The sequence below is a fragment of the Mycobacterium sp. PSTR-4-N genome, assembly GCF_022348085.1.
GTDB lineage: Bacteria > Actinomycetota > Actinomycetes > Mycobacteriales > Mycobacteriaceae > Mycobacterium.
The window spans coordinates 298,350-316,867 of sequence record NZ_JAKRFN010000004.1 but is presented as its reverse complement, the minus strand read 5'-3'; the positions used below and the strand labels follow the sequence as shown (position 1 = coordinate 316,867).

At 68.7% G+C, this 18,518-nt stretch carries 19 protein-coding genes; 5 read left to right on the top strand and 14 right to left on the bottom strand.

What is annotated here, in order from left to right:
* Nucleotides 1-84: 84 nt before the first annotated feature.
* The 3 genes from dmpG to MHN84_RS08350 are packed head-to-tail and all read right to left on the bottom strand — an operon-like array spanning nt 85 to nt 3,012.
* Nucleotides 85-1,101, bottom strand: coding sequence for a 4-hydroxy-2-oxovalerate aldolase (gene dmpG / locus MHN84_RS08360; RefSeq protein ID WP_308192924.1), 1,017 nt, complete (start codon nt 1,099-1,101; stop codon nt 85-87).
* A complete protein-coding gene (locus tag MHN84_RS08355; RefSeq protein ID WP_241204156.1) occupies nt 1,098-2,033 on the bottom strand; it encodes an acetaldehyde dehydrogenase (acetylating) in 936 nt (311 codons plus the stop codon). The genes dmpG and MHN84_RS08355 overlap by 4 nt, the downstream gene beginning before the upstream one ends.
* Nucleotides 2,034-2,049: 16 nt before the next feature.
* Nucleotides 2,050-3,012: a U32 family peptidase gene (locus MHN84_RS08350; protein WP_241204155.1), complete on the bottom strand. Its 963-nt coding sequence runs from the start codon at nt 3,010-3,012 to the stop codon at nt 2,050-2,052.
* A 153-nt stretch (nt 3,013-3,165) separates the two neighbouring features.
* Between MHN84_RS08350 and MHN84_RS08345 the strand changes: the two genes are divergently transcribed.
* Both MHN84_RS08345 and MHN84_RS08340 read left to right on the top strand, forming a co-directional pair.
* Nucleotides 3,166-3,939, top strand: coding sequence for an IclR family transcriptional regulator (locus MHN84_RS08345; RefSeq protein ID WP_241204154.1), 774 nt, complete (start codon nt 3,166-3,168; stop codon nt 3,937-3,939).
* Entirely contained in the window at nt 3,936-4,703 is a 768-nt protein-coding gene (locus MHN84_RS08340) for an SDR family NAD(P)-dependent oxidoreductase (protein ID WP_241204153.1), read from the top strand. The genes MHN84_RS08345 and MHN84_RS08340 overlap by 4 nt, the downstream gene beginning before the upstream one ends.
* A gap of 16 nt (nt 4,704-4,719) precedes the next feature.
* Here the strand turns inward: MHN84_RS08340 and MHN84_RS08335 are convergent, their stop codons facing one another.
* From MHN84_RS08335 to dxr, 10 genes are all read right to left on the bottom strand, one after another.
* Nucleotides 4,720-5,283, bottom strand: a complete 564-nt coding sequence (locus MHN84_RS08335; protein WP_241204152.1) for an alpha/beta hydrolase — start codon at nt 5,281-5,283, stop codon at nt 4,720-4,722.
* 62 nt (nt 5,284-5,345) lie between these two features.
* On the bottom strand, nt 5,346-6,008 hold the full coding sequence (locus MHN84_RS08330) for a hypothetical protein (protein WP_241204151.1): 663 nt from the start codon (nt 6,006-6,008) through the stop codon (nt 5,346-5,348).
* A 20-nt stretch (nt 6,009-6,028) separates the two neighbouring features.
* Entirely contained in the window at nt 6,029-6,886 is an 858-nt protein-coding gene (gene map, locus MHN84_RS08325; protein ID WP_241204150.1) for a type I methionyl aminopeptidase, read from the bottom strand.
* A 52-nt stretch (nt 6,887-6,938) separates the two neighbouring features.
* Nucleotides 6,939-7,517, bottom strand: a complete 579-nt coding sequence (locus MHN84_RS08320) for a DUF1707 domain-containing protein (protein WP_241204149.1) — start codon at nt 7,515-7,517, stop codon at nt 6,939-6,941.
* A gap of 33 nt (nt 7,518-7,550) precedes the next feature.
* Nucleotides 7,551-9,374 (bottom strand): penicillin-binding transpeptidase domain-containing protein, encoded by a 1,824-nt coding sequence (locus MHN84_RS08315; protein ID WP_241204148.1) that lies wholly within the window; start codon nt 9,372-9,374, stop codon nt 7,551-7,553.
* A 127-nt stretch (nt 9,375-9,501) separates the two neighbouring features.
* Nucleotides 9,502-10,176, bottom strand: a complete 675-nt coding sequence (locus MHN84_RS08310; RefSeq protein ID WP_241204147.1) for a GNAT family N-acetyltransferase — start codon at nt 10,174-10,176, stop codon at nt 9,502-9,504.
* Complete coding sequence (locus MHN84_RS08305) at nt 10,176-11,039, bottom strand: GNAT family N-acetyltransferase (RefSeq protein ID WP_241204146.1); 864 nt, start codon at nt 11,037-11,039, stop codon at nt 10,176-10,178. The genes MHN84_RS08310 and MHN84_RS08305 overlap by 1 nt, the downstream gene beginning before the upstream one ends.
* Nucleotides 11,040-11,089: 50 nt before the next feature.
* Entirely contained in the window at nt 11,090-12,256 is a 1,167-nt protein-coding gene (gene ispG / locus MHN84_RS08300; RefSeq protein WP_241204145.1) for a flavodoxin-dependent (E)-4-hydroxy-3-methylbut-2-enyl-diphosphate synthase, read from the bottom strand.
* Nucleotides 12,257-12,266: 10 nt separating this feature from the next.
* Nucleotides 12,267-13,502, bottom strand: coding sequence for an RIP metalloprotease (locus MHN84_RS08295; protein WP_241204144.1), 1,236 nt, complete (start codon nt 13,500-13,502; stop codon nt 12,267-12,269).
* Nucleotides 13,503-13,522: 20 nt separating this feature from the next.
* Complete coding sequence (gene dxr, locus MHN84_RS08290) at nt 13,523-14,680, bottom strand: 1-deoxy-D-xylulose-5-phosphate reductoisomerase (RefSeq protein ID WP_374238338.1); 1,158 nt, start codon at nt 14,678-14,680, stop codon at nt 13,523-13,525.
* Between the two features lie 163 nt (nt 14,681-14,843).
* Between dxr and MHN84_RS08285 the strand changes: the two genes are divergently transcribed.
* The 3 genes from MHN84_RS08285 to MHN84_RS08275 all read left to right on the top strand — a co-directional run bounded on the left by MHN84_RS08285 (nt 14,844) and on the right by MHN84_RS08275 (nt 17,629).
* On the top strand, nt 14,844-15,530 hold the full coding sequence (locus MHN84_RS08285) for a fasciclin domain-containing protein (RefSeq protein ID WP_241204143.1): 687 nt from the start codon (nt 14,844-14,846) through the stop codon (nt 15,528-15,530).
* A gap of 39 nt (nt 15,531-15,569) precedes the next feature.
* On the top strand, nt 15,570-16,151 hold the full coding sequence (locus MHN84_RS08280) for a fasciclin domain-containing protein (RefSeq protein WP_241204142.1): 582 nt from the start codon (nt 15,570-15,572) through the stop codon (nt 16,149-16,151).
* Between the two features lie 143 nt (nt 16,152-16,294).
* Entirely contained in the window at nt 16,295-17,629 is a 1,335-nt protein-coding gene (locus tag MHN84_RS08275; RefSeq protein WP_241204141.1) for a deoxyribodipyrimidine photo-lyase, read from the top strand.
* Here MHN84_RS08275 and MHN84_RS08270 read toward each other — a convergent pair.
* Nucleotides 17,626-18,474: a mycofactocin-coupled SDR family oxidoreductase gene (locus tag MHN84_RS08270; RefSeq protein WP_241204140.1), complete on the bottom strand. Its 849-nt coding sequence runs from the start codon at nt 18,472-18,474 to the stop codon at nt 17,626-17,628. The genes MHN84_RS08275 and MHN84_RS08270 overlap by 4 nt on opposite strands.
* Nucleotides 18,475-18,518 lie beyond the last annotated feature (44 nt).

Here is an 18,518-nt window from a genome sequence, read left to right as displayed (position 1 = left end):
TCTCGTGATTCACGATGTCTGAATTGGGCACTTCGTGTCCAGGCGCCGAACCGGAAACGGTCGAACGCATCGGATGATCACTGTTCACCCCCTCAGATCCAGCGCGAGGTCGATGAGCAGATCTTCTTGGCCGCCCACCATCGAACGGCGGCCGGCTTCGACGAGCAGGTCGCGTGTGTCGACACCGACCTCGGCGGCGATGCGCTCGGCATGCAGCAGAAAGCTGGAGTACACCCCGGCGTACCCAAGGGTGAGGGTTTCCCGGTCGACCCGCACGGGGCGCTTCTGCAGCGGCCGGACCAGATCCTCGGCGGCGTCCATCATCGCGAACAGGTCGCAGCCGTGCGCCCAGCCGTGGAGTTCGGCGACCGCGACGAAAGCCTCGAGGGGGCAGTTCCCGGCACCGGCGCCCAGACCGGTCAGCGACGCGTCGACGCGGTGCACTCCTTCTTCCACTGCGACAACGGAATTGGCGACACCGAGCGCCAGGTTGTGATGAGCGTGCACCCCGATCGTCGTGGTGGGCGCGAGCACATCACGGTAGGCACGAACGCGGTCGCGCATGTCGGTCATCGTGAGCCGGCCACCGGAGTCGGTGACGTAGACGCACAGTGCGCCGGCCTCCTCCATGATCTTGGCCTGCGCGGCCAGATGATCGGGATCGGTGAGGTGGGACATCATCAGGAAACCCGCCACGTCGAGGCCGAGGCTGCGTGCGGTCGAGATGTGCTGGCGCGCGATGTCGGCTTCGGTGCAGTGGGTGGCGATCCGCACCGACGTGACGCCGACGTCGACAGCAGCGCGCAGATCGTCAAGCGTCCCGATACCGGGGATGAGCAGCGTGGTGAGCCGCGCGGTGCGGATGACGTTGGCGGCCGCCGCGATCCACTCGCGGTCCTCGTGCGCCCCGGCCCCGTAGGTGAGGCTGCCGCCGGCCAGGCCGTCACCGTGCGCGATCTCGATGGCGGCCACGCCCGCCTGATCCAGTGCGCGGGCGATGCGCCGGGTGTCGGACAGGCCCAGCGAGTGACCGACGGCGTGCATGCCGTCGCGCAACGTCACGTCCTGGACGTAGATCTCGGTGGGGCGATCGGTGTTCACCGTGCAACACTTTCGAACTGCCCCGCCATGACGGCCTGCTCGGCGACCCGGACCGCAGCGGCGGTCATGATGTCGAGATTGCCCGCATAGGCAGGCAGATAGTCCCCAGCACCCTCCACCTCGAGGAACACCGTCACCTGAGCCACGTCCACCGCCGTGTCGATGAGCCGTCGGCGCCGATCATGCTGCGGCACCGGCGAATACCGCACCTTCTGACGCAGCCGGTAGCCGGGAACGTACTGGGCCACCGCGTCGACCATGTCCCCCACCGCGCTGGCGATCACCGTCTCGTCGACAGCCGACACCAACGCGCTGACAGTGTCACGCATGATCATCGGCGGTTCCGCGGGATTGAGGATGATGATCGCCTTGCCGCGGGCCGCGCCGCCCACCGTCTCGAGCGCCCTCGCAGTCGTTTGCGTGAATTCGTCGATGTTGGCGCGGGTGCCGGGGCCCGCCGAGCGAGACGAGATGGAGGCCACGATCTCCGCGTAGTGCACCCGGGTCACCGACGACAGCGCACCCACGATCGGGACCGTCGCCTGGCCACCACAGGTCACCATGTTGAGGTTGCGCTGCCCGGTCAGGTCGGCCATGTTGACAGCTGGTACGACGAAGGGCCCGATGGCCGCCGGGGTCAGGTCCACGACCAGGCGACCGGTCGCGCTCAGCGCGGCGTCGTTGTGACGATGAGCTGCGGCGCTGGTGGCGTCGAAGACGACGTCGACGTCGTCGAAGGCAGGCATCGCCAGCAGTCCGTCCACCCCCGCCGCCGTCACCGGCACCCCGAGTGCGGCCGCGCGGGCCAGACCGTCGCTGTCCGGGTCGATCCCGACCATCGCGGCGATGTCGAGCATCTTCGATCTGCGCAGTTTGAACATCAGGTCGGTGCCGATGTTGCCCGAGCCGATGACGGCGGCGTGGTGTCCCATGTGTCTGCTCGTCGACTCAGTTGGCGAGTGCGGGACTGGCCGCGCGCGGTTGCGGGGAGACGACGACGTCCGGAGCGCTCGAGCGGGCGAGCTCGTTGAGAATCGCTGCGTGGCGCACCTTGTGGCGGATGAGTTCCTCGTGGAACTCGGGCCGCACCCAGCCGTTGTACATGACGGCTTCGGATTCGCCCGGCTCGATCTTGAAGTAGACAGGACCCGCGACGCGGGCGATGTCACCGGCCTCCCACAGCCGATTCATTCCGCCGAACGATTCGAACGTCTCGGCCCAGACGTCCAGCGGCACATCGACAGAGCGGCGGATCGCAGCGAGCATCGGGCGACTGAGGTCACCCACCGGATTCACGCTGTCTGCACCGAGATCCTGGAGTATCCGGATCGAGGCCGGGTTGGCATGTCCGGCGTAGACCGAGATCTTGAACTTGGCGTCGGCCGGGATGTGTCCGGCGTCGCGCGCCTTGTTCAGGATGTCGAGGACCCCTTCGTCCCACACCAGGACACCGCGGATGCCGGTGGAGAAGATCCGCAGGTAGTCGTCGAGCAAGTAGCGCACGTTGTCCAGACCGCGGACGCGGCGGCCGCCGGCCGTCCCCTCGGTACTCAGTGCCTGCCGGCCGAGATCCCACCCGGTACGCGGGCCGGGAACGGCGATGAGCTCGATGCGGTTCTCGGCGGCCAACGCGGCGACATCGCCGAGTTCACCGGTGGTGAGCAGCGTGGTGCCGCCGCCGAAGGCGATGACGCGGTGGATGAAGACGTCCTGCTTCGCGGCCTCGTCCAGCATCACCTGCAGCGTCGAAAGACGTTCTACACCAGAGAGTTCCAGTCGATACTGGCCGCCGTCGTCGAACGACTTGTTCGACGTGGCAAGCGAGTAGTCATCGGCCGACAGAAGGCCTTGGGACGCCAGGATGGCGGCCCCGTCGACCCTCGATGAGCGGCTGTCGGCTGCGGTGGGCATTGCGTCTCCTTCTCGAACCTGGATCGGTTATTGCGCCTTATTTCATTCAGTGAAACTGTTATGCGCTGAATGAAAATCTAACCCAGGCCCACCGCTCCGTCAACATGACGCACCATCGGCGTGCCGGCACTGGGCGCTGGTAACCTTCACTGGGTGAAAACCGAGGATCGTCCGGAGAAGAGCTCGACCCTGATCGGCGTCGAGCGCACGGCGCGGGTGCTCAGCGCGGTGGCCGACGCGAATGTCGGTAATCTGACCGAGATTTCGCGTCGGACCGAGCTCAACGAGGCCACGGTGCTGCGGTATCTGAACAGCCTCGCGGCACTGGGTTACATCGAGCGATTCAACGCCACCCAGTACCGGCTCGGCTGGGAGGTGTTCCGGCTGGGGCAGCGCGCGTTCTCCGGCCAGGTGCCCTCCGAGGTGGTCCTGCCGACCATGGAGCGGTTGATGCACGAGTTCAACGAGACCGTGAACTTCGCGGCGCACAAGGAGCGCAGCGTGGTCATCCTCGAGGTGGTCGAGGGTCGGCGCGCGGTCAAGAAGGTCAGCGATGTCGGGCAGTCCGATCCCTGGCATGCCTCCGCGCTGGGAAAGGCTCTTCTGGCCACCATGCCCGACAGTGTCTGGCGCGACATCGTCGCCTCGACGGGCCTTCCGGAGCTCACGCCCCACACGATCACCACCATGAAGAAGATGGACGCGGAGATCAAGGAGATCCGCAAGCAGGGGTTCGCGGTGGACCGCGAGGAGGCCGCGGAGGAGCTGACGTGCGTGGCCGCGGCGATCCCCACCTCCGACGGCGGTGCGTCGCGCTACGCACTCAGCATCAGCTTCCTGACGCACCGGTTGACCCCGGCGAGCCTCGAGCATGCCGGCGCCCAGGTGATCGCGGGGGCGCAGGAGATCGCCAAGAAGCTGCCGTGACGGCCTCGCAGGCGCCGGGCCGGTTCGACGGGCGAGCAGCCGTGGTCACCGGAGCGACATCGGGCATCGGGCCGGCGATCGCAGCGCGGCTGCATGCCGAGGGCGCGCGGCTCCTGGCCACCGGCCGTGACCGAAGGCGTGGCCGCGAGCTCGTCGAATCTCTGGGCGAGAGAATCGTTTTCGTCGCCGCGGATCTCACCGCCCCCGAGACCGCCGACCGGCTCGCGGACGCCTGTCTCGAGTCGTTCGGCGCATTGGATGTGCTCGTCAACAACGCGGGTCTCGACCACACCGGCGACTTCGCGACGAGCTCCATGGACTCCGTCCGCCGGGTGTTCGAGGTGAACACCTTCTCCACCATCGCGATGATGCAGAGCGCGGCGCGCGTCATGCGGTCCGGCGCGGCGATGGTCAACGTGACGTCGAGGCTGGCGACCGTCGGCGTGCCGACCATGGGGATCTACGCGGCGTCCAAGGGCGCGATTCACGCGTTGACGCGCTCGGTCGCGGTCGAACTCGCTCCGCGTGGAATTCGCGTCAACGACGTCGCGCCCGGGATGACCCGCACCCCCCTCTACGACGACTGGCTCGCCCGCATTCCAGGCCGGGAGACCACCGAGGCCGAGGTGTTGGCCGATATCCCGTTGCACCGCTTGGCAACTCCGGAGGATGTGGCGGCCGCCGTGGCCTACCTCGCCTCGGACGACGCACGGTATGTCACGGGGACCACGATCGCCGTGGACGGGGGCTACACCGCACGGTGACAGGCGCTCGCGGGCGTCACCAGGTGCTGGTGCGCATCACGATCTCGGCCGCGAGCTGCGCGGTCGAGTCGGCGGCCTGCTTGCGGCCCAGGAGATCGACGATCCGGTACTCCCCGTAGACGAAACGCTGACTCGCCTTCGCCACCGCCCGCGCCGCCGGGGTGCTCACCAATGCGGTCGTGTTGAGTTCGACCGGCGGACAGCTGTCGTCACGCACGGCGCCCGTCAGATCGGGCACCCGGGGATGACCGCGGTCGATGACGACGAGACCGATGAAGCGGTCCAGCCGCGTCGCGGCCAGCTCCCAGGCCAGTTCACCCCCGAGCCTGTCCCCCACCAGCAGCGCCCACCGCACGTCGAGCTTGTCCAGGATGTCGATCACCGACTTCGCCGTGAGCCGGGGGTCGGGCCCGATGACCACCGTGCGCAACGACGCGGTGTGCAGCCGCTGGCACACGGCTTCGTATGCGGCGGGCGCTTTCTGGGCGGCGCCGAGCAACACCACGACCGAGCCGTTCTCGGGACCGGCGACCTCGACGGGCACCCCGACGCCGTCGACGGTGATCATGGGAGCGGGCATTGCGCCACGCTACCGTCCACACCTGAGTCGGCGGGCCGATTTGCCTGCGGTTGACCGATGCGTCATGCCGCCGCAGCGCGCTGGGCCTGCCGGTCGACCGTGTCCAGGAATGTCTGCGGCAACGTGCCCTCGGCCGGGATCGACGGATCGCGCGTCGGGAACGCGATCCCGAAAACCGCTGTGGCACCAAGGTTCTCGAACGAGAAGTAGACGGTGCTGTCGGCGCCGGCGAGGTGCATCGTCTGCTCGTAGACAAGAGCGTCGGTGCGGTCGGTCTGCAGGCGGGTGGTGGTCATCGGAATACCCGGATCGCTGGGAGCGAAAAATGTCTCGAAGGTCGCGCAGCGCTCGGCGGTGGCGGCGAGCCGAGCCAGATCGAGCGGCCACGTCAGCACCGTGATGACCATGCGCGCCCCGTTGTAGGCCGCCACGTATTCGGCGGCGCTGCCGGGCCCGCGCTCGGCCGTCGCCGCGATGTCCCGCGTCAAGCCGTCGGTGCAGCCCTCGGGCTTCGACAGCATCGGTGGTGGACCGCCCGCCCCGTCCGCCGCGCCGGGGTCCTTGTCGATGCGCTCGTAGTGCACACCGGGAGGGAAGTCGGCGGCGGTGAGCAGCGCCCGGTCCAGCCGTGCTCCCGGCCACGTCGCCGTCCCGGTCACCGTCGGCGCGCAGCCACCCACCAGCAACAGCGCGACCACAGTCGCGAAGCCGGCACGCCAGGTCATGGCATCAGGCTACCGACGCCTCAGACCTGCGTGAGGATCTCCGCGCCGGAGTCGGTGACCACCAGCGTGTGCTCGAACTGCGCGGTCCACTTCTTGTCGGTGGTCGCGACGGTCCAGTCGTCGTCCCAGATCTCGTAGTCCAGCGAGCCGAGGTTGATCATCGGTTCGATGGTGAACGTCATACCCGGCTCGATGACGGTCTGCACGGACGGCTGGTCGTAGTGCAGCACGACCAGGCCGTTGTGGAAGGTGGTTCCGATGCCGTGCCCGGTGAAGTCACGAACGACGTTGTAGCCGAACCGATTAGCGTAGGCCTCGATGACCCGCCCGATCACCGACAGGGCACGACCGGGCTTGACCGCCTTGATCGCACGCATGGTCGCCTCGTGGGTGCGCTCGACCAGCAACCGGTGCTCCTCGGACACGTTGCCGGCCAGGAACGTCGCGTTGGTGTCACCGTGCACGCCGTCGATGTAGGCGGTCACGTCGATGTTGACGATGTCGCCGTCCTCGAGCACCGTCGAATCCGGGATGCCGTGGCAGATGACCTCGTTGACCGAGGTGCAGCACGACTTCGGGTAGCCCTTGTAACCCAGCGTCGACGGGTACGCGCCGTGGTCGATCATGTACTCGTGAGCGATCCGGTCCAGCTGGTCGGTGGTCACCCCCGGTGCGACAGCCTCACCGGCGGCGGCGAGCGCACCGGCGGCGATCCGGCCGGCCACCCGCATCTTCTCGATCACCTCGGGCGTCTGCACCCATGGTTCGCTGCCCTCCTGCGCGGTCGGCTTCCACGCGTACTCGGGGCGGGGAATCGACGGGGGCACCGGCAGCGTCGGAGAGACGGTGCCGGGGCGCAGGGCGGTCCGGACAGACATGAGGTCGATGGTAGTCGCCGGGCTGGCCCTCGACGGTGCAGCGGTCAGCTGATCAGTGGCCACGCCGGGGCAAACCGACCCGCCACGATTTCTGCGGGCCGCGGATGTCGACCGACCCGCACACCACCTTGCCGGTCAGCACGACATGCGGATTGCCTTCCGCCGGCGCTTCTTTGCGGTGATCGGTCGCACTGCCGACGTTGACCTCGACGTCGTCGATGGAGGCACTCGCGCCGTCGGGCAGCCGCAGCTCCAGACCGCCGAACTTCATGTCGAGTTCGATGATCACGATCGGTCCGGCGAACCGCGCCCTGGTGAGGTCGAGCTCCACCGAGCCCATGCGGCGGTACAGCGCCAGCCGGGTCGGCACCACCCATTCGCCCTGCCGCTTGAGCGAGCCGAACACCCCGCGCAGCTCCACGCGGTCGGCGGCCGAGGCCACGATCGCGCCGGGGCCGGGCAGATCACCGACGAGGGCGTCGAGGTCGGACGGCAGCCGCGCCTGCGACACCATCGCCGAGCGCTCCTCGAACTCGGCGATGTCGATCAGGCCGAGCGCGACGGCGTTGTGCAGGCGGCGCAGAGTGCCGTTGCGGTCGGCATCGGAGATCCGCATCTCGATATCGGTCATGACGGTTCCACCGTACCGCCGGGCCGCCGCCCGTCAGGCCTGGTAGTCGGGCGGCAGAGAGTCCAGCATGCCCTTGAGCATGCGTACCGCGTACTCCGAGCTCCCGCCGCCGACGATCAGCGCCGAGAACGCCATGTCGCCGCGGTACCCGGTGAACCAGGAATGCGAGCCGCCGGCGAACTCGGCTTCCCCGGTCTTGCCCCGTACATCGCCCGCGCCCTGTAGGTCCTTGGCGGTTCCGTTGGTGACGACCAGTCGCATCATCGGCCGCAGGTTGTCGACCACGTCGGACGGAATCGGCTGCCGGTCGCCGCTGATCTCGGTTTCGCGCCCTTCGATCAGCTGCGGCACCGGGGTGTGACCGGCCGCGACGGTCGCGGCGGCCAGCGCCATGCCGAACGGACTGACAAGGACCTTGCCCTGGCCGAAGCCGTCCTCGGTGCGCTCGGTGAGATTGACCGTGGGCGGCACCGAGCCGCTGACGGTGGACAATCCGGCGATCTTGTAGTCCGGCCCGATGCCGTACTGGGACGCGGCCTGGGTGAGCCCACGCGGCGGCATGCGGCTGGCCAGTTCGGCGAACGTCGTGTTGCAGGAGCTGGCGAACGCCCGCGACATCGGGACGGTGCCCAGGTCGAATCCGCCGTAGTTGGGCACCGTGCGATGTCCGATGTCGAGGTGGCCCGGGCATCCGAGCAGCGTGTTCGGAGTGGCCATGTCGCGCTCGATCGCGGCGCCCGCGGTGACGATCTTGAACGTCGATCCCGGCGGGTAGAGACCCATCGTGGCGAGCGGGCCCTCCTGATCGGCGGCGCTGTTCTGGGCCACGGCGAGGATCTCGCCCGTCGACGGCTTGATGACCACGATCATGGCCTGTTTGCCGGTGACGTCCACGGCGTTCTGCGCCGCGTTCTGCACCGACCGGTCCAGGCTGATGGTGATCGACGGGGCGGGTGTACCCGCCACTTCGTTGAGCACGTCGACGTCCACGCCGTTCTGGTTGACCGTGACGACGCGCCACCCCGGCGCGCCGTCGAGTTCGTCGGAGACGGTCTTCTTCACCTCGTTGACCAGGGCCGGCGCGAAATGCTCGTCGGTGGGCACCATCTCGGGCTGGGGAGTGATCACCACTCCGGGTAGCGCGCCGATCGCGCCGGCGACGGCGTCGCGGTCGGCCTGGCGCAGTGTCATCAGGTTGAGCGGCCCGGCCGTCGAGCTGGCCTGCTCGGCGAGGCGCTGGGGATCGAGGGTGTTGTCGAAGCGGCGCAGTGCGTCGGCGACTGCCCGTGCGGTCGGCATCAGCTGCTCGCCGGCGGCTTTGGCGTCCAGCGCGAAGCCGTAGCGGAAGCCGGGCACCAGCACGGTGGTGCCGCTGCGCTCGTTGACCGATGCCCGCGGCGGAGCCTCGGCGCGCAGCGCCAGCGTCTGGTTCTCGCCGAGGCGCGGATGCAGGCCGGTGGCCGACCAGCGTACTTGCCAGCGGCCCTCCTCGCGGATCATGTTGAGCTGCCCGTCGTAGGTCCAGCTCCGGTCCTTGGGCAGATGCCAGGTGTAGCGGTAGGTGATGCTGCCGGTGTCCTCGGCGTACTTGGCGCTCAGAATCTGGGCGTCGAGAGCCTTGGCCTGCAGACCTGCCCACGCTTCGTTGAGCGCTTCGCGGGCCGCGTCGGGATGGTCGGCCAGCGCGGCCGCGGCGCTGGTATCGCCGGTGGCCAGCGCCGCGAAGAACGCTTCGGCGGTGGGTTCGGGGCCGTCGGGTCGCGGTGTGCATGCGCTCAACGCCAGCACCACCGTCAGGACCGTGACGACGGCCGCCACACGCGATGTGATTGATGCGGAAGAGACTGTTGTGACCATTGGGACTGATGTTAAGAAGTCACGATCCGATATCGCTGCAGGCGCACCGCGGGATCACCGCCCAAACCGACGTTCGGGCGCACAAGTTCGAGAGAGATCGACCATTTCGTCGAATTCGGCGCGGGGATTACGCGCCCGCGGCGGGAGCCCGCACGACGAGCGGCGCGGCGGGAAAATACGCGGCCATCTCCGAACGCGAGGTCCGCAGCGCCGCCGTGCCGTAGCCCTGCTTGCGGTGGTCGGGGTGAATCCAGATCCGCACGTCCACCTCACCGCCGCACAGCTCACCGAACACCATGCCGACCTTGACCGTGCCGGCCTTGCCACCGCCGACCTCGGCGACCAGCCACGCCGCTTCCTCGGCCGCGACCCGGGCCACGGCGTCGCGGATCTCGTCGGCCAGCTCGCGCGGCGGCGAGTCCGTGCCGTCGCCGGCAGCGCGGACGTCACCGGTGCGGGCGGCGAAGATGTCGGCGTCGAGGTCCGCGCGGAACGGCCGCAGCCGCAGCCGGCGGGCCGACCCCGGCGCGTGCTCGACCGGGCTCTCCGAGACCTGACTCGTCAGGCTGTCCAGCTCCGCGGCGATCCGGCGCCGCGACACGCGGGTCAGCCGGTCGAAGGACAACCGCAGCACGGCCTCGGCCGCCTCGGCACTCGTGTCGAGCAGTTCCTCCAGCGCTTCGATCGCGGCGTCGTAGTCCTCGGACGCCACCACCGCGTCCAGCACGTCGTGGCGGCGCTCCAATGCGCGCACCATCGCATCGGCGATGATCGTCCGCTGCGCCGCGTCCTGGTCGGGCATCAATCCAGCAGCACCGTGGCGAAAGACGCGACTTCGGTGAACCCGATCCGCGCGTAGGTGGCCCGCGCGACCGTGTTGAAGCTGTTCACATACAGGCTCGCGATGCGCCCGCTCGCCACGACGGCCGCCGCGACGGTGGCGGTGCCCGCGGTTCCGATACCGCGGCCCCGCAGATCCGGATGCACCCACACGCCCTGGATCTGCCCCACGGCCGGCGACTGCGAACCCACCTCCGCCTTGTAGACGACCTGCCCCCGGTCGAAACGTGCCCATGCCCGGCCCGCCGCGATCAGTCCGGCGACCCGACGGCGGTACCCGCGGCCCCCGTCACCGATGCGGGGATCGATACCGACCTCGCCGATGAACATGTCGATCGCCGCGACCAGGTAGGCGTCGAGTTCGTCCATGCGCACCTGCCGGACCGCGGGATCGACTGCACAGGCCGGGGCGGTGGCGAGCGCCATCAGAGGCTGATGGGCTCGGACGTCGCGCGCCGGGCCCCAGACCGGCTCGAGCCGCTGCCACATCGGCAGCACCAGTTCCGCGCGCCCGACCAGCGACGAACACCTCCGCGACGTGCTCATCGCCTTGTCCGCGAACGCATTCAGATCACCGGCTGCACCGCGCAGCGGAATCAGATTGGCTCCGGCGTAGCAGAGGGATTCGCTGGCACGCCGCCTCGTCCACAGCTCGCCGCCGATGGCCGCCGGCTCGATGCCGTGTTCGGCGACCCGGGAGGCGACCATGCACGAGGCCACCGGATCGTCGTCGAGAACCTGCCGGACGGCGGTCATGTCCCGGATGTCGCGCACCACCGACACCCTTCGCTCGTCAACGAGGCGAAAAAGCGGAGGAGCCGACATCTGGACTCTTTCTGCGACGACCCTTGTGCAGCCCTAACGGGACCTTGCGCTCAGCTTACGGTCACAACCGGTGAACCGCTGGCATCCTCGGAACCTTCCGACGTGTCCATGTCGGCCGCCAACCTCATGGCCTCCTCGATGAGCGTCTCGACGATCTGCGCCTCGGGCACCGTCTTGATCACCTCACCCTTGACGAAGATCTGGCCCTTGCCGTTGCCGGATGCCACCCCGAGGTCGGCCTCGCGTGCTTCGCCCGGTCCGTTGACCACACAGCCCATCACCGCGACACGCAGCGGAACGTCCATGCCTTCCAGGCCCGCGGTGACCTCGTTGGCGAGGGTGTAGACGTCGACCTGCGCACGACCGCACGACGGGCAGGACACGATCTCCAGTCCACGGGGCCGCAGGTTCAACGATTCGAGGATCTGATTGCCGACCTTGACCTCTTCGACCGGCGGCGCCGACAGCGACACCCGGATGGTGTCGCCGATCCCCTGGGACAGCAGCGCCCCGAAGGCGACGGCCGACTTGATCGTGCCCTGGAAAGCGGGCCCCGCTTCGGTGACACCGAGGTGCAGCGGATAGTCACACTGGGCGGCGAGCTGCTGGTAGGCCTCGACCATCACCACGGGATCGTTGTGCTTGACGCTGATCTTGATGTTGCCGAAGCCGTGCTCCTCGAACAGCGAGGCCTCCCACAGCGCGGACTCCACGAGCGCCTCGGGCGTCGCCTTGCCGTACTTCTGCAGGAACCGCTTGTCCAGGGAACCGGCGTTGACGCCGATGCGGATCGGGATGCCGGCATCGCCGGCGGCCTTGGCCACCTCGGCGACGCGCCCGTCGAATTCCTTGATGTTGCCAGGGTTCACCCGCACCGCAGCACACCCCGCGTCGATCGCGGCGAAGATGTACTTGGGCTGGAAATGGATGTCGGCGATCACCGGGATCTTCGACTTCTTCGCGATCGCCGGCAGCGCATCGGCGTCTTCCTGCCGAGGGCACGCCACCCGGACGATGTCGCACCCCGACGCGGTCAGCTCGGCGATCTGCTGCAGCGTGGCGTTGATGTCGTGGGTCTTGGTGGTGCACATGGACTGCACCGAGATCGGATGGTCACTGCCGACCCCGACATCACGCACCATCAACTGACGGGTGGGACGACGCGGGGCCAGAACGGGCGCCGGCGCGGCCGGCATTCCTAAACCGATGGAGGTCATCAGAGCTTTCCTATTGGAACAACCTGATCGGGTTGACCAGGTCGGCGGTCACGGTCAGCAGCATGTAGCCGACCACCAACACCAGCACCACGTAGGTGGCCGGCATCAGCTTGAGGTAGTTCACCGGTCCGGCGGCCACTTTGCCGCGCGCGGACCGGAACAGATTGCGCACCTTTTCATACAGTGCGATCGCGATGTGGCCACCGTCGAACGGCAGCAGCGGCACCAGGTTGACCGCGCCGAGCACGAAGTTCAGCTGAGCGAGGAAGAACCAGAACGCCACCCACAGCCCCGCCTCGACGGTGTCGCCACCGATGATGCTGGCTCCCACGACGCTGATCGGGGTTTCCGGGTCCCGTTCCCCACCGCCGATGGACTGCACGAGCGCCCCGACCTTGGTCGGGATCTTGGCCAGCGACTTGCCCAGCTCGACGGCCAGGTCCCCGGTGAACGCGAATGTCGCCGGTACCGCGGAGAGCGGGTTGTACTGCGTGGGACCGAAGCTGGCCGCCGCGACGCCGATGGTGCCGACCTGGGTGGGCGTCGGGTCCGCGCCGTCCTTGGCCACGAACCGCTGGCTCGGCGTGACGTCGACGGTGGTGACGAACTCGCGAGTCTGCCCGTTCTCGTCGCGTTGCACGGTGAGTTGGGTCGGACCGTTGAGTTTCCGGACGGCGGTGGACATCTCGTCGAAGTTGGCCACCGGGGTGCCACCGACGGCGACGATGACGTCACCGGCCTGGATGCCGGCCGCCGCGGCCGGACTGGCCGTCACACACTCCCCCAGGTTGCCCTGTGTCACTTCGTCTTTGACGCAGGCAGTCTGCCCCACCATCGCGTTGGTGGGCTGATGCAGGTTGGGCAGCCCCCAGACGACGGCGATCGCGTAGATCAGCACCAGGCCGATGACGAAGTTCATCCCCGGCCCGGCCGCGAGCACCGCGACGCGTTTCCACGTCTTCTGCCGGTACATCGCATACGGGCGATCCTCGGGGTCGAGCTCCTCGACCGAGGTCATGCCGGCGATGTCGCAGAAGCCGCCCAGCGGGACCGCCTTGACGCCGTACTCGGTGGAGCCCAGCCGGTTGGGGCGACGGGTGGACCACAGCGTGGGCCCGAAGCCGACGAAGTAGCGGCGCACCTTCATCCCGGTCGCGCGGGCGACCCACATGTGGCCGCACTCGTGCAGGGCCACCGACAGCAGGATGGCGAGTGCGAAGAGCACGATGCCGATCGCGAACATCATCTGGTGGGCCTCTACTCCTGCTAGTCCCTGCTACCTGCGAAATCGTGCTCGACGGCGCGACGGGCACGCATCCGCGCCCAGTCCTGCGCGTCGAGGACGTCATCCACGGTAGCTGGTTCGGCGGCCCACTGGTCGGCAGCGCGCAGCACGGCCTCGATGGTGCGCACGATCGCCGGGAATCCGATCCTGCCGTCGAGGAACGCCGCGGCGGCTTCCTCGTTGGCGGCGTTGTACACCGCGGTCAGGCAACCACCCCGCCGGCCGGCCTCACGGGCCAGCTGCACGGCGGGGAACACGTCGTCGTCGAGCGGCTCGAACTCCCAGGTCGACGCCGTGGTGAAGTCGCAGGCGGCGGCAGCTCCCGCGACGCGGGCCGGCCAACCCAATGCCAGGGCGATCGGTAGCTTCATGTCCGGCGGGCTGGCCTGCGCCAGCGTCGAGCCGTCGGTGAACGTGACCATCGAGTGCACGATCGACTGTGGATGGACCACCACCTGGATGCGGTCATAGTCGATGCCGAACAGCAGATGTGTCTCGATGAGCTCGAGCCCCTTGTTCACCAGCGACGCCGAATTCAGTGTGTTCATCGGTCCCATGGACCAGGTCGGATGGGCCCCCGCCTGCTCCGGGGTGACCGACTCGAGCTGCTCTGCCGACCAGCCGCGGAACGGACCGCCCGAGGCGGTGAGCACCAGCGCCGCCACTTCGTCGGGGGCGCCTCCGCGCAAACACTGCGCCAGCGCCGAGTGCTCGGAGTCCACCGGCACGATCTGGCCGGGCGCGGCGGCCTTGACCACCAGCGGACCTCCCGCCACCAGGGATTCCTTGTTGGCCAATGCCAGTCGCGCGCCGGTCTCCAGCGCCGCGAGCGTCGGCTGTAATCCCAGGGCACCGACGAGCGCGTTGAGTACGACGTCGGCCTCGGTCTCGCGCACCAGGCGGGTCACCGCGTCCGGCCCGCTGTGGGTGACGTCACCGAGCCTCTCCGCCGCGGCGGGATCGGCGACGGCGATGGTGGTGACCCCCGTGCGCGCCCGCTGCTCGGCGAGCAGATCCAGGTTGCCGCCGCCGGCGGCCAGCCCGACGACCTCGAACTGATCGGGGTTGGCGGCGATCACGTCGAGGGCCTGGGTGCCGATCGATCCGGTGCTGCCGAGGATCAGAACGCGTCGCGTCACGGGTTCATTGTGCCGTGCCGCAGACCGCACCCGGACCTGTGAGGTGACTGTGACGCAAGTGTGACGGGGGGCGTCCGCACCGATCCACATCGCGAACAGCGGTGAATAACCCGCGTCAGCCAAGGACGGGCACCGACGCCCGCCCCACCGAAGGGAACAAGTGATGATCACCGTAAAGCGCAAGACCGTCACCGCCGCGAGCCTGGCCGCCGTGGCCATCTTCGGAGCCGCCGCGTGCTCCAGCGAGGAGGCCGCCAGCACGGCGTCGTCGGCAACCAGCGCCGCCTCATCGGCCGTCGAATCGGCGACCGGCACATCGACCTCCCCGACCTCGAGCGCCGCCGCGGACCCGGCCGCCAACCTCATCGGATCGGGCTGCGCCGCCTACGCCGAGCAGGTGCCGTCCGGCCCGGGCTCGGTCGCCGGCATGGCAGCCGCACCGGTCACGGTCGCCGCGTCGAACAACCCGATGCTCAAGACGCTGACCCAGGCGCTGTCGGGCCAGCTCAACCCGAACGTCAACCTCGTCGACACCCTCAACGGCGGCGAGTTCACCGTCTTCGCCCCGACCGACGACGCGTTCGCCAAGATCGACCCGGCGACCATCGAAAAGCTCAAGACCGATTCCGACCTGCTGACGAGCATCCTCACCTACCACGTGGTGCCCGGCCAGGCCGCGCCCGACGCGGTCGCCGGCGAGCACAAGACCGTCCAGGGCGCGAACCTGACGGTGACCGGCGCCGGGAACGACCTGAAGGTCAACGACGCCGGGCTGGTCTGCGGCGGGGTGAAGACCGCCAACGCGACCGTCTACATGATCGACACCGTCCTGATGCCCCCGGCTGCCTGACCCGGCCACAACACCCCTGCAGACAGAAGGAGACACGTCATGAACACAGCACGACGCGCAGCAACCCTGGGTTTCACCGCCGCCGCCGCTGCCGGCCTGGTCCTGGGAACCGCCCCGTCGGCGGCCGCCCAGCCCGTCGGCCCCGGATGCGCGGCCTACGCCGCGGAGGTACCCACCGGGCCGGGCTCGGTCCAGGGCATGTCGATGGCCCCGGTGGCCGAAGCAGCCTCCAACAACCCGATGCTCAAGACGCTGACCGCAGCCGTCTCGGGTCAGCTCAATCCGCAGGTGAATCTCGTCGACACCCTCAACGGCGCCGAGTTCACGGTGTTCGCCCCGACAGACGAGGCGTTCGCCAAGATCGACCCGGCGACCATCGAGAAGCTCAAGACCGACGCCCCGCTGCTGACCAACATCCTCACCTACCACGTGGTGCCCGGCCAGGCCGATCCCGCGCAGGTGGTGGGCACCCACAAGACCGTGCAGGGCGCCGACCTGACAGTGACGGGCACGCCCGATCACCTGATGGTCAACAACGCCTCGGTCGTGTGCGGCGGCGTCAAGACCGCCAACGCGACCGTGTACCTCATCGACACGGTCCTGATGCCACCGGCAGCCTGACCCGTTCTCGGACCGGGCCCCTCGTCGTTTTCGGCGGGGGGCCCGGCTCGTTGACGGCACAGGGCCTGCGTCGTTCGGGACCGTCACCGATCCGTCAACCTCGTTTCGGCGTCGGCCGCAGCCGCACAGGGCAGCATCAAGACATGCCCGCCGTCCTGTGGTTTCGCCGCGATCTGCGGCTTGCCGACTCCCCCGCCCTCTTGGCCGCCGCGGACGAGGACGGCGACGTCCTCGCCTGCTACGTTCTCGACCCCCGGTTGGAGAAGTCCGCAGGCCCGCGCAGGCTGCGCTACCTCTACGACGCGCTTCGGGATCTCCAGGAGAGTCTCGACGGCCGCCTCCTGGTCACGCGCGGAGCGCCCCACACGCGAATCCCGCAGCTGGCCAACGCCGTCGGCGCGAGCGCAGTCCACGTGTCCGACGACTTCACGCCGTTCGGCCGCGCTCGTGACGAGAAGGTGCGTGACGCCCTCGGTGACGTCGATCTCGTCGCCACCGGATCGCCCTACCTGGTGTCCCCCGGGCGCGTCACCAAGGGCGACGGTGACCCGTACAAGGTGTTCACGCCGTTCTTCAACGCCTGGCGCAAGCACGGCTGGCGGGCGCCGGCCGACTCGAGCGCGACAAGCGCGAGCTGGATCGACCCCGGCGACGTCAAGGGCGCGAAGACGGTGACCATCCCGAAGGGTGACGCCGAGATCGACCTGCCGGCAGGTGAGAAGGCCGCTCACAGCCAATGGAAGGAATTCCTCTCCGACGGGGTGTCCGGCTATGCCGACGACCGCAACCGACCGGATCTCGCCGCCACCAGCAGGATGTCGGCCCACCTGAAGTTCGGCGCCATCCACCCCCGCACGATGGCCGCCGACCTCGGCCGGGGCAAGGGCGCCACGGCATATCTGCGGGAACTCGCCTTCCGCGACTTCTACGCGTCAGTGGTGTGGGAATGGCCGCGCAGCGTCTGGTGGAACTTCAACTCCGCGTTCGACGCGATGGAGGTGGACGAGGGCAAAGACGCACAGGGGGCGTTCGAGGCGTGGAAGGCGGGTCGTACCGGTTTCCCGATCGTCGACGCCGGGATGCGTCAGCTCGCCGAGAGCGGCTTCATGCACAACCGGGTCCGGATGATCGTGGCGTCGTTCCTGGTCAAGGATCTGCACCTGCCGTGGCAGTGGGGCGCCCGCTGGTTCTTGGAACAGCTGGTCGACGGCGACATGGCCAACAATCAGCACGGCTGGCAGTGGGCGGCGGGGTGCGGAACCGATGCGGCGCCGTACTTCCGGGTGTTCAATCCGACCACGCAGGGCTCGAAGTTCGACCCGGACGGCGAGTACATCCGGCGCTGGGTGCCCGAACTGGCCGACGTGGACAACGTGCACAAGCTCGACGGCGACCGGCCCGCCGACTATCCGGAGCCGATCGTCGATCACAGCCAGGAGCGCGCGGAGGCGCTGCGCCGCTACAGCAACCTCGGTTAACGCAGCTGGAGGCCCGCATCGATCGGCAGCGCGACGCCGGTGATGTAGCGCCCGGACGGGCCGCACAGGAACATGATCGCGTCGGTCACGCTGGCCGACTCCATCATCGGCAGCGTCATCAGCGGCATCTGGGACTCCCCGAACGACGGGTTCTCCGTGATGAACCCGGCCATCGCCTCGTTGAGCACCATCGGCGTCGCGACACCGCCGGGGTGTACGGAGTTGACCCGGATGTTGCGGGCGGCCAAAGAGGTGGCGAAGTGCCGCATCAAGCCGACCACGCCGTGCTTGGCCGCCGTGTAGCCCGCGGCGCCGTGGGTCATGGTGGCCAGGTCGGTGCTGACCGACTTCAGCCCGGCGGCCGAGCTCGTGATCACGATCGCCCCGCCGTCACTGTTGGCCAGCAGCGCCGGCAGCGCGGCGTCGACGGTGAAGTAGACGCCGTTGAGCATGATGTCGACAGCGTCGATGTAGGCGGTGATGTCGCGACCCTGCGCACCCGTGGCGGGCATGATGCCGGCGTTGGCGAGCACGAAGTCGCACCGCCCCAGCTCGTCGACGCCGCGCGCGACGACGGACTCCAGCCGGTCACGGTCCCGGACGTCGCAGCGCTCGGCGACGATGCGACGGCCCGTCTTCTCGACCAGCGCCACGGTCTCGGCGAGATCCTCCGGGGTCGCCATCGGGTAGGCCACGCTGTCGAGTTGCTCGCACACGTCGACCGCGATGACGTCGGCGCCCGCCTCGGCGAACCGGACCGCATGTTCGCGGCCCTGCCCGCGCGCGGCGCCGGTGACGAACACCACCCGGTCGGCGAAGGGCCGGTCCGACTGCTGGCTTGCCATGGACGGGCAGCCTACGGCCTGTGTCAGAATGGCCCCAACACCGA

Excerpts from the sequence above, each read along its gene's own strand:
- ispG (WP_241204145.1), bottom strand. The coding sequence starts at position 12,256 with ATGACCTCCATCGGTTTAGGAATGCCGGCCGCGCCGGCGCCCGTTCTG.
- MHN84_RS08355 (WP_241204156.1), bottom strand. The coding sequence starts at position 2,033 with ATGGGACACCACGCCGCCGTCATCGGCTCGGGCAACATCGGCACCGAC.
- map (WP_241204150.1), bottom strand. The coding sequence starts at position 6,886 with ATGTCTGTCCGGACCGCCCTGCGCCCCGGCACCGTCTCTCCGACGCTG.
- MHN84_RS08335 (WP_241204152.1), bottom strand. The coding sequence starts at position 5,283 with ATGCCCGCTCCCATGATCACCGTCGACGGCGTCGGGGTGCCCGTCGAG.
- MHN84_RS08285 (WP_241204143.1), top strand. The coding sequence starts at position 14,844 with ATGATCACCGTAAAGCGCAAGACCGTCACCGCCGCGAGCCTGGCCGCC.
- MHN84_RS08330 (WP_241204151.1), bottom strand. The coding sequence starts at position 6,008 with ATGACCTGGCGTGCCGGCTTCGCGACTGTGGTCGCGCTGTTGCTGGTG.
- MHN84_RS08310 (WP_241204147.1), bottom strand. The coding sequence starts at position 10,176 with ATGCCCGACCAGGACGCGGCGCAGCGGACGATCATCGCCGATGCGATG.
- MHN84_RS08315 (WP_241204148.1), bottom strand. The coding sequence starts at position 9,374 with ATGGTCACAACAGTCTCTTCCGCATCAATCACATCGCGTGTGGCGGCC.
- MHN84_RS08270 (WP_241204140.1), bottom strand. The coding sequence starts at position 18,474 with ATGGCAAGCCAGCAGTCGGACCGGCCCTTCGCCGACCGGGTGGTGTTC.
- MHN84_RS08280 (WP_241204142.1), top strand. The coding sequence starts at position 15,570 with ATGAACACAGCACGACGCGCAGCAACCCTGGGTTTCACCGCCGCCGCC.
- MHN84_RS08305 (WP_241204146.1), bottom strand. The coding sequence starts at position 11,039 with ATGTCGGCTCCTCCGCTTTTTCGCCTCGTTGACGAGCGAAGGGTGTCG.
- MHN84_RS08320 (WP_241204149.1), bottom strand. The coding sequence starts at position 7,517 with ATGACCGATATCGAGATGCGGATCTCCGATGCCGACCGCAACGGCACT.
- MHN84_RS08350 (WP_241204155.1), bottom strand. The coding sequence starts at position 3,012 with ATGCCCACCGCAGCCGACAGCCGCTCATCGAGGGTCGACGGGGCCGCC.
- MHN84_RS08295 (WP_241204144.1), bottom strand. The coding sequence starts at position 13,502 with ATGATGTTCGCGATCGGCATCGTGCTCTTCGCACTCGCCATCCTGCTG.
- MHN84_RS08275 (WP_241204141.1), top strand. The coding sequence starts at position 16,295 with ATGCCCGCCGTCCTGTGGTTTCGCCGCGATCTGCGGCTTGCCGACTCC.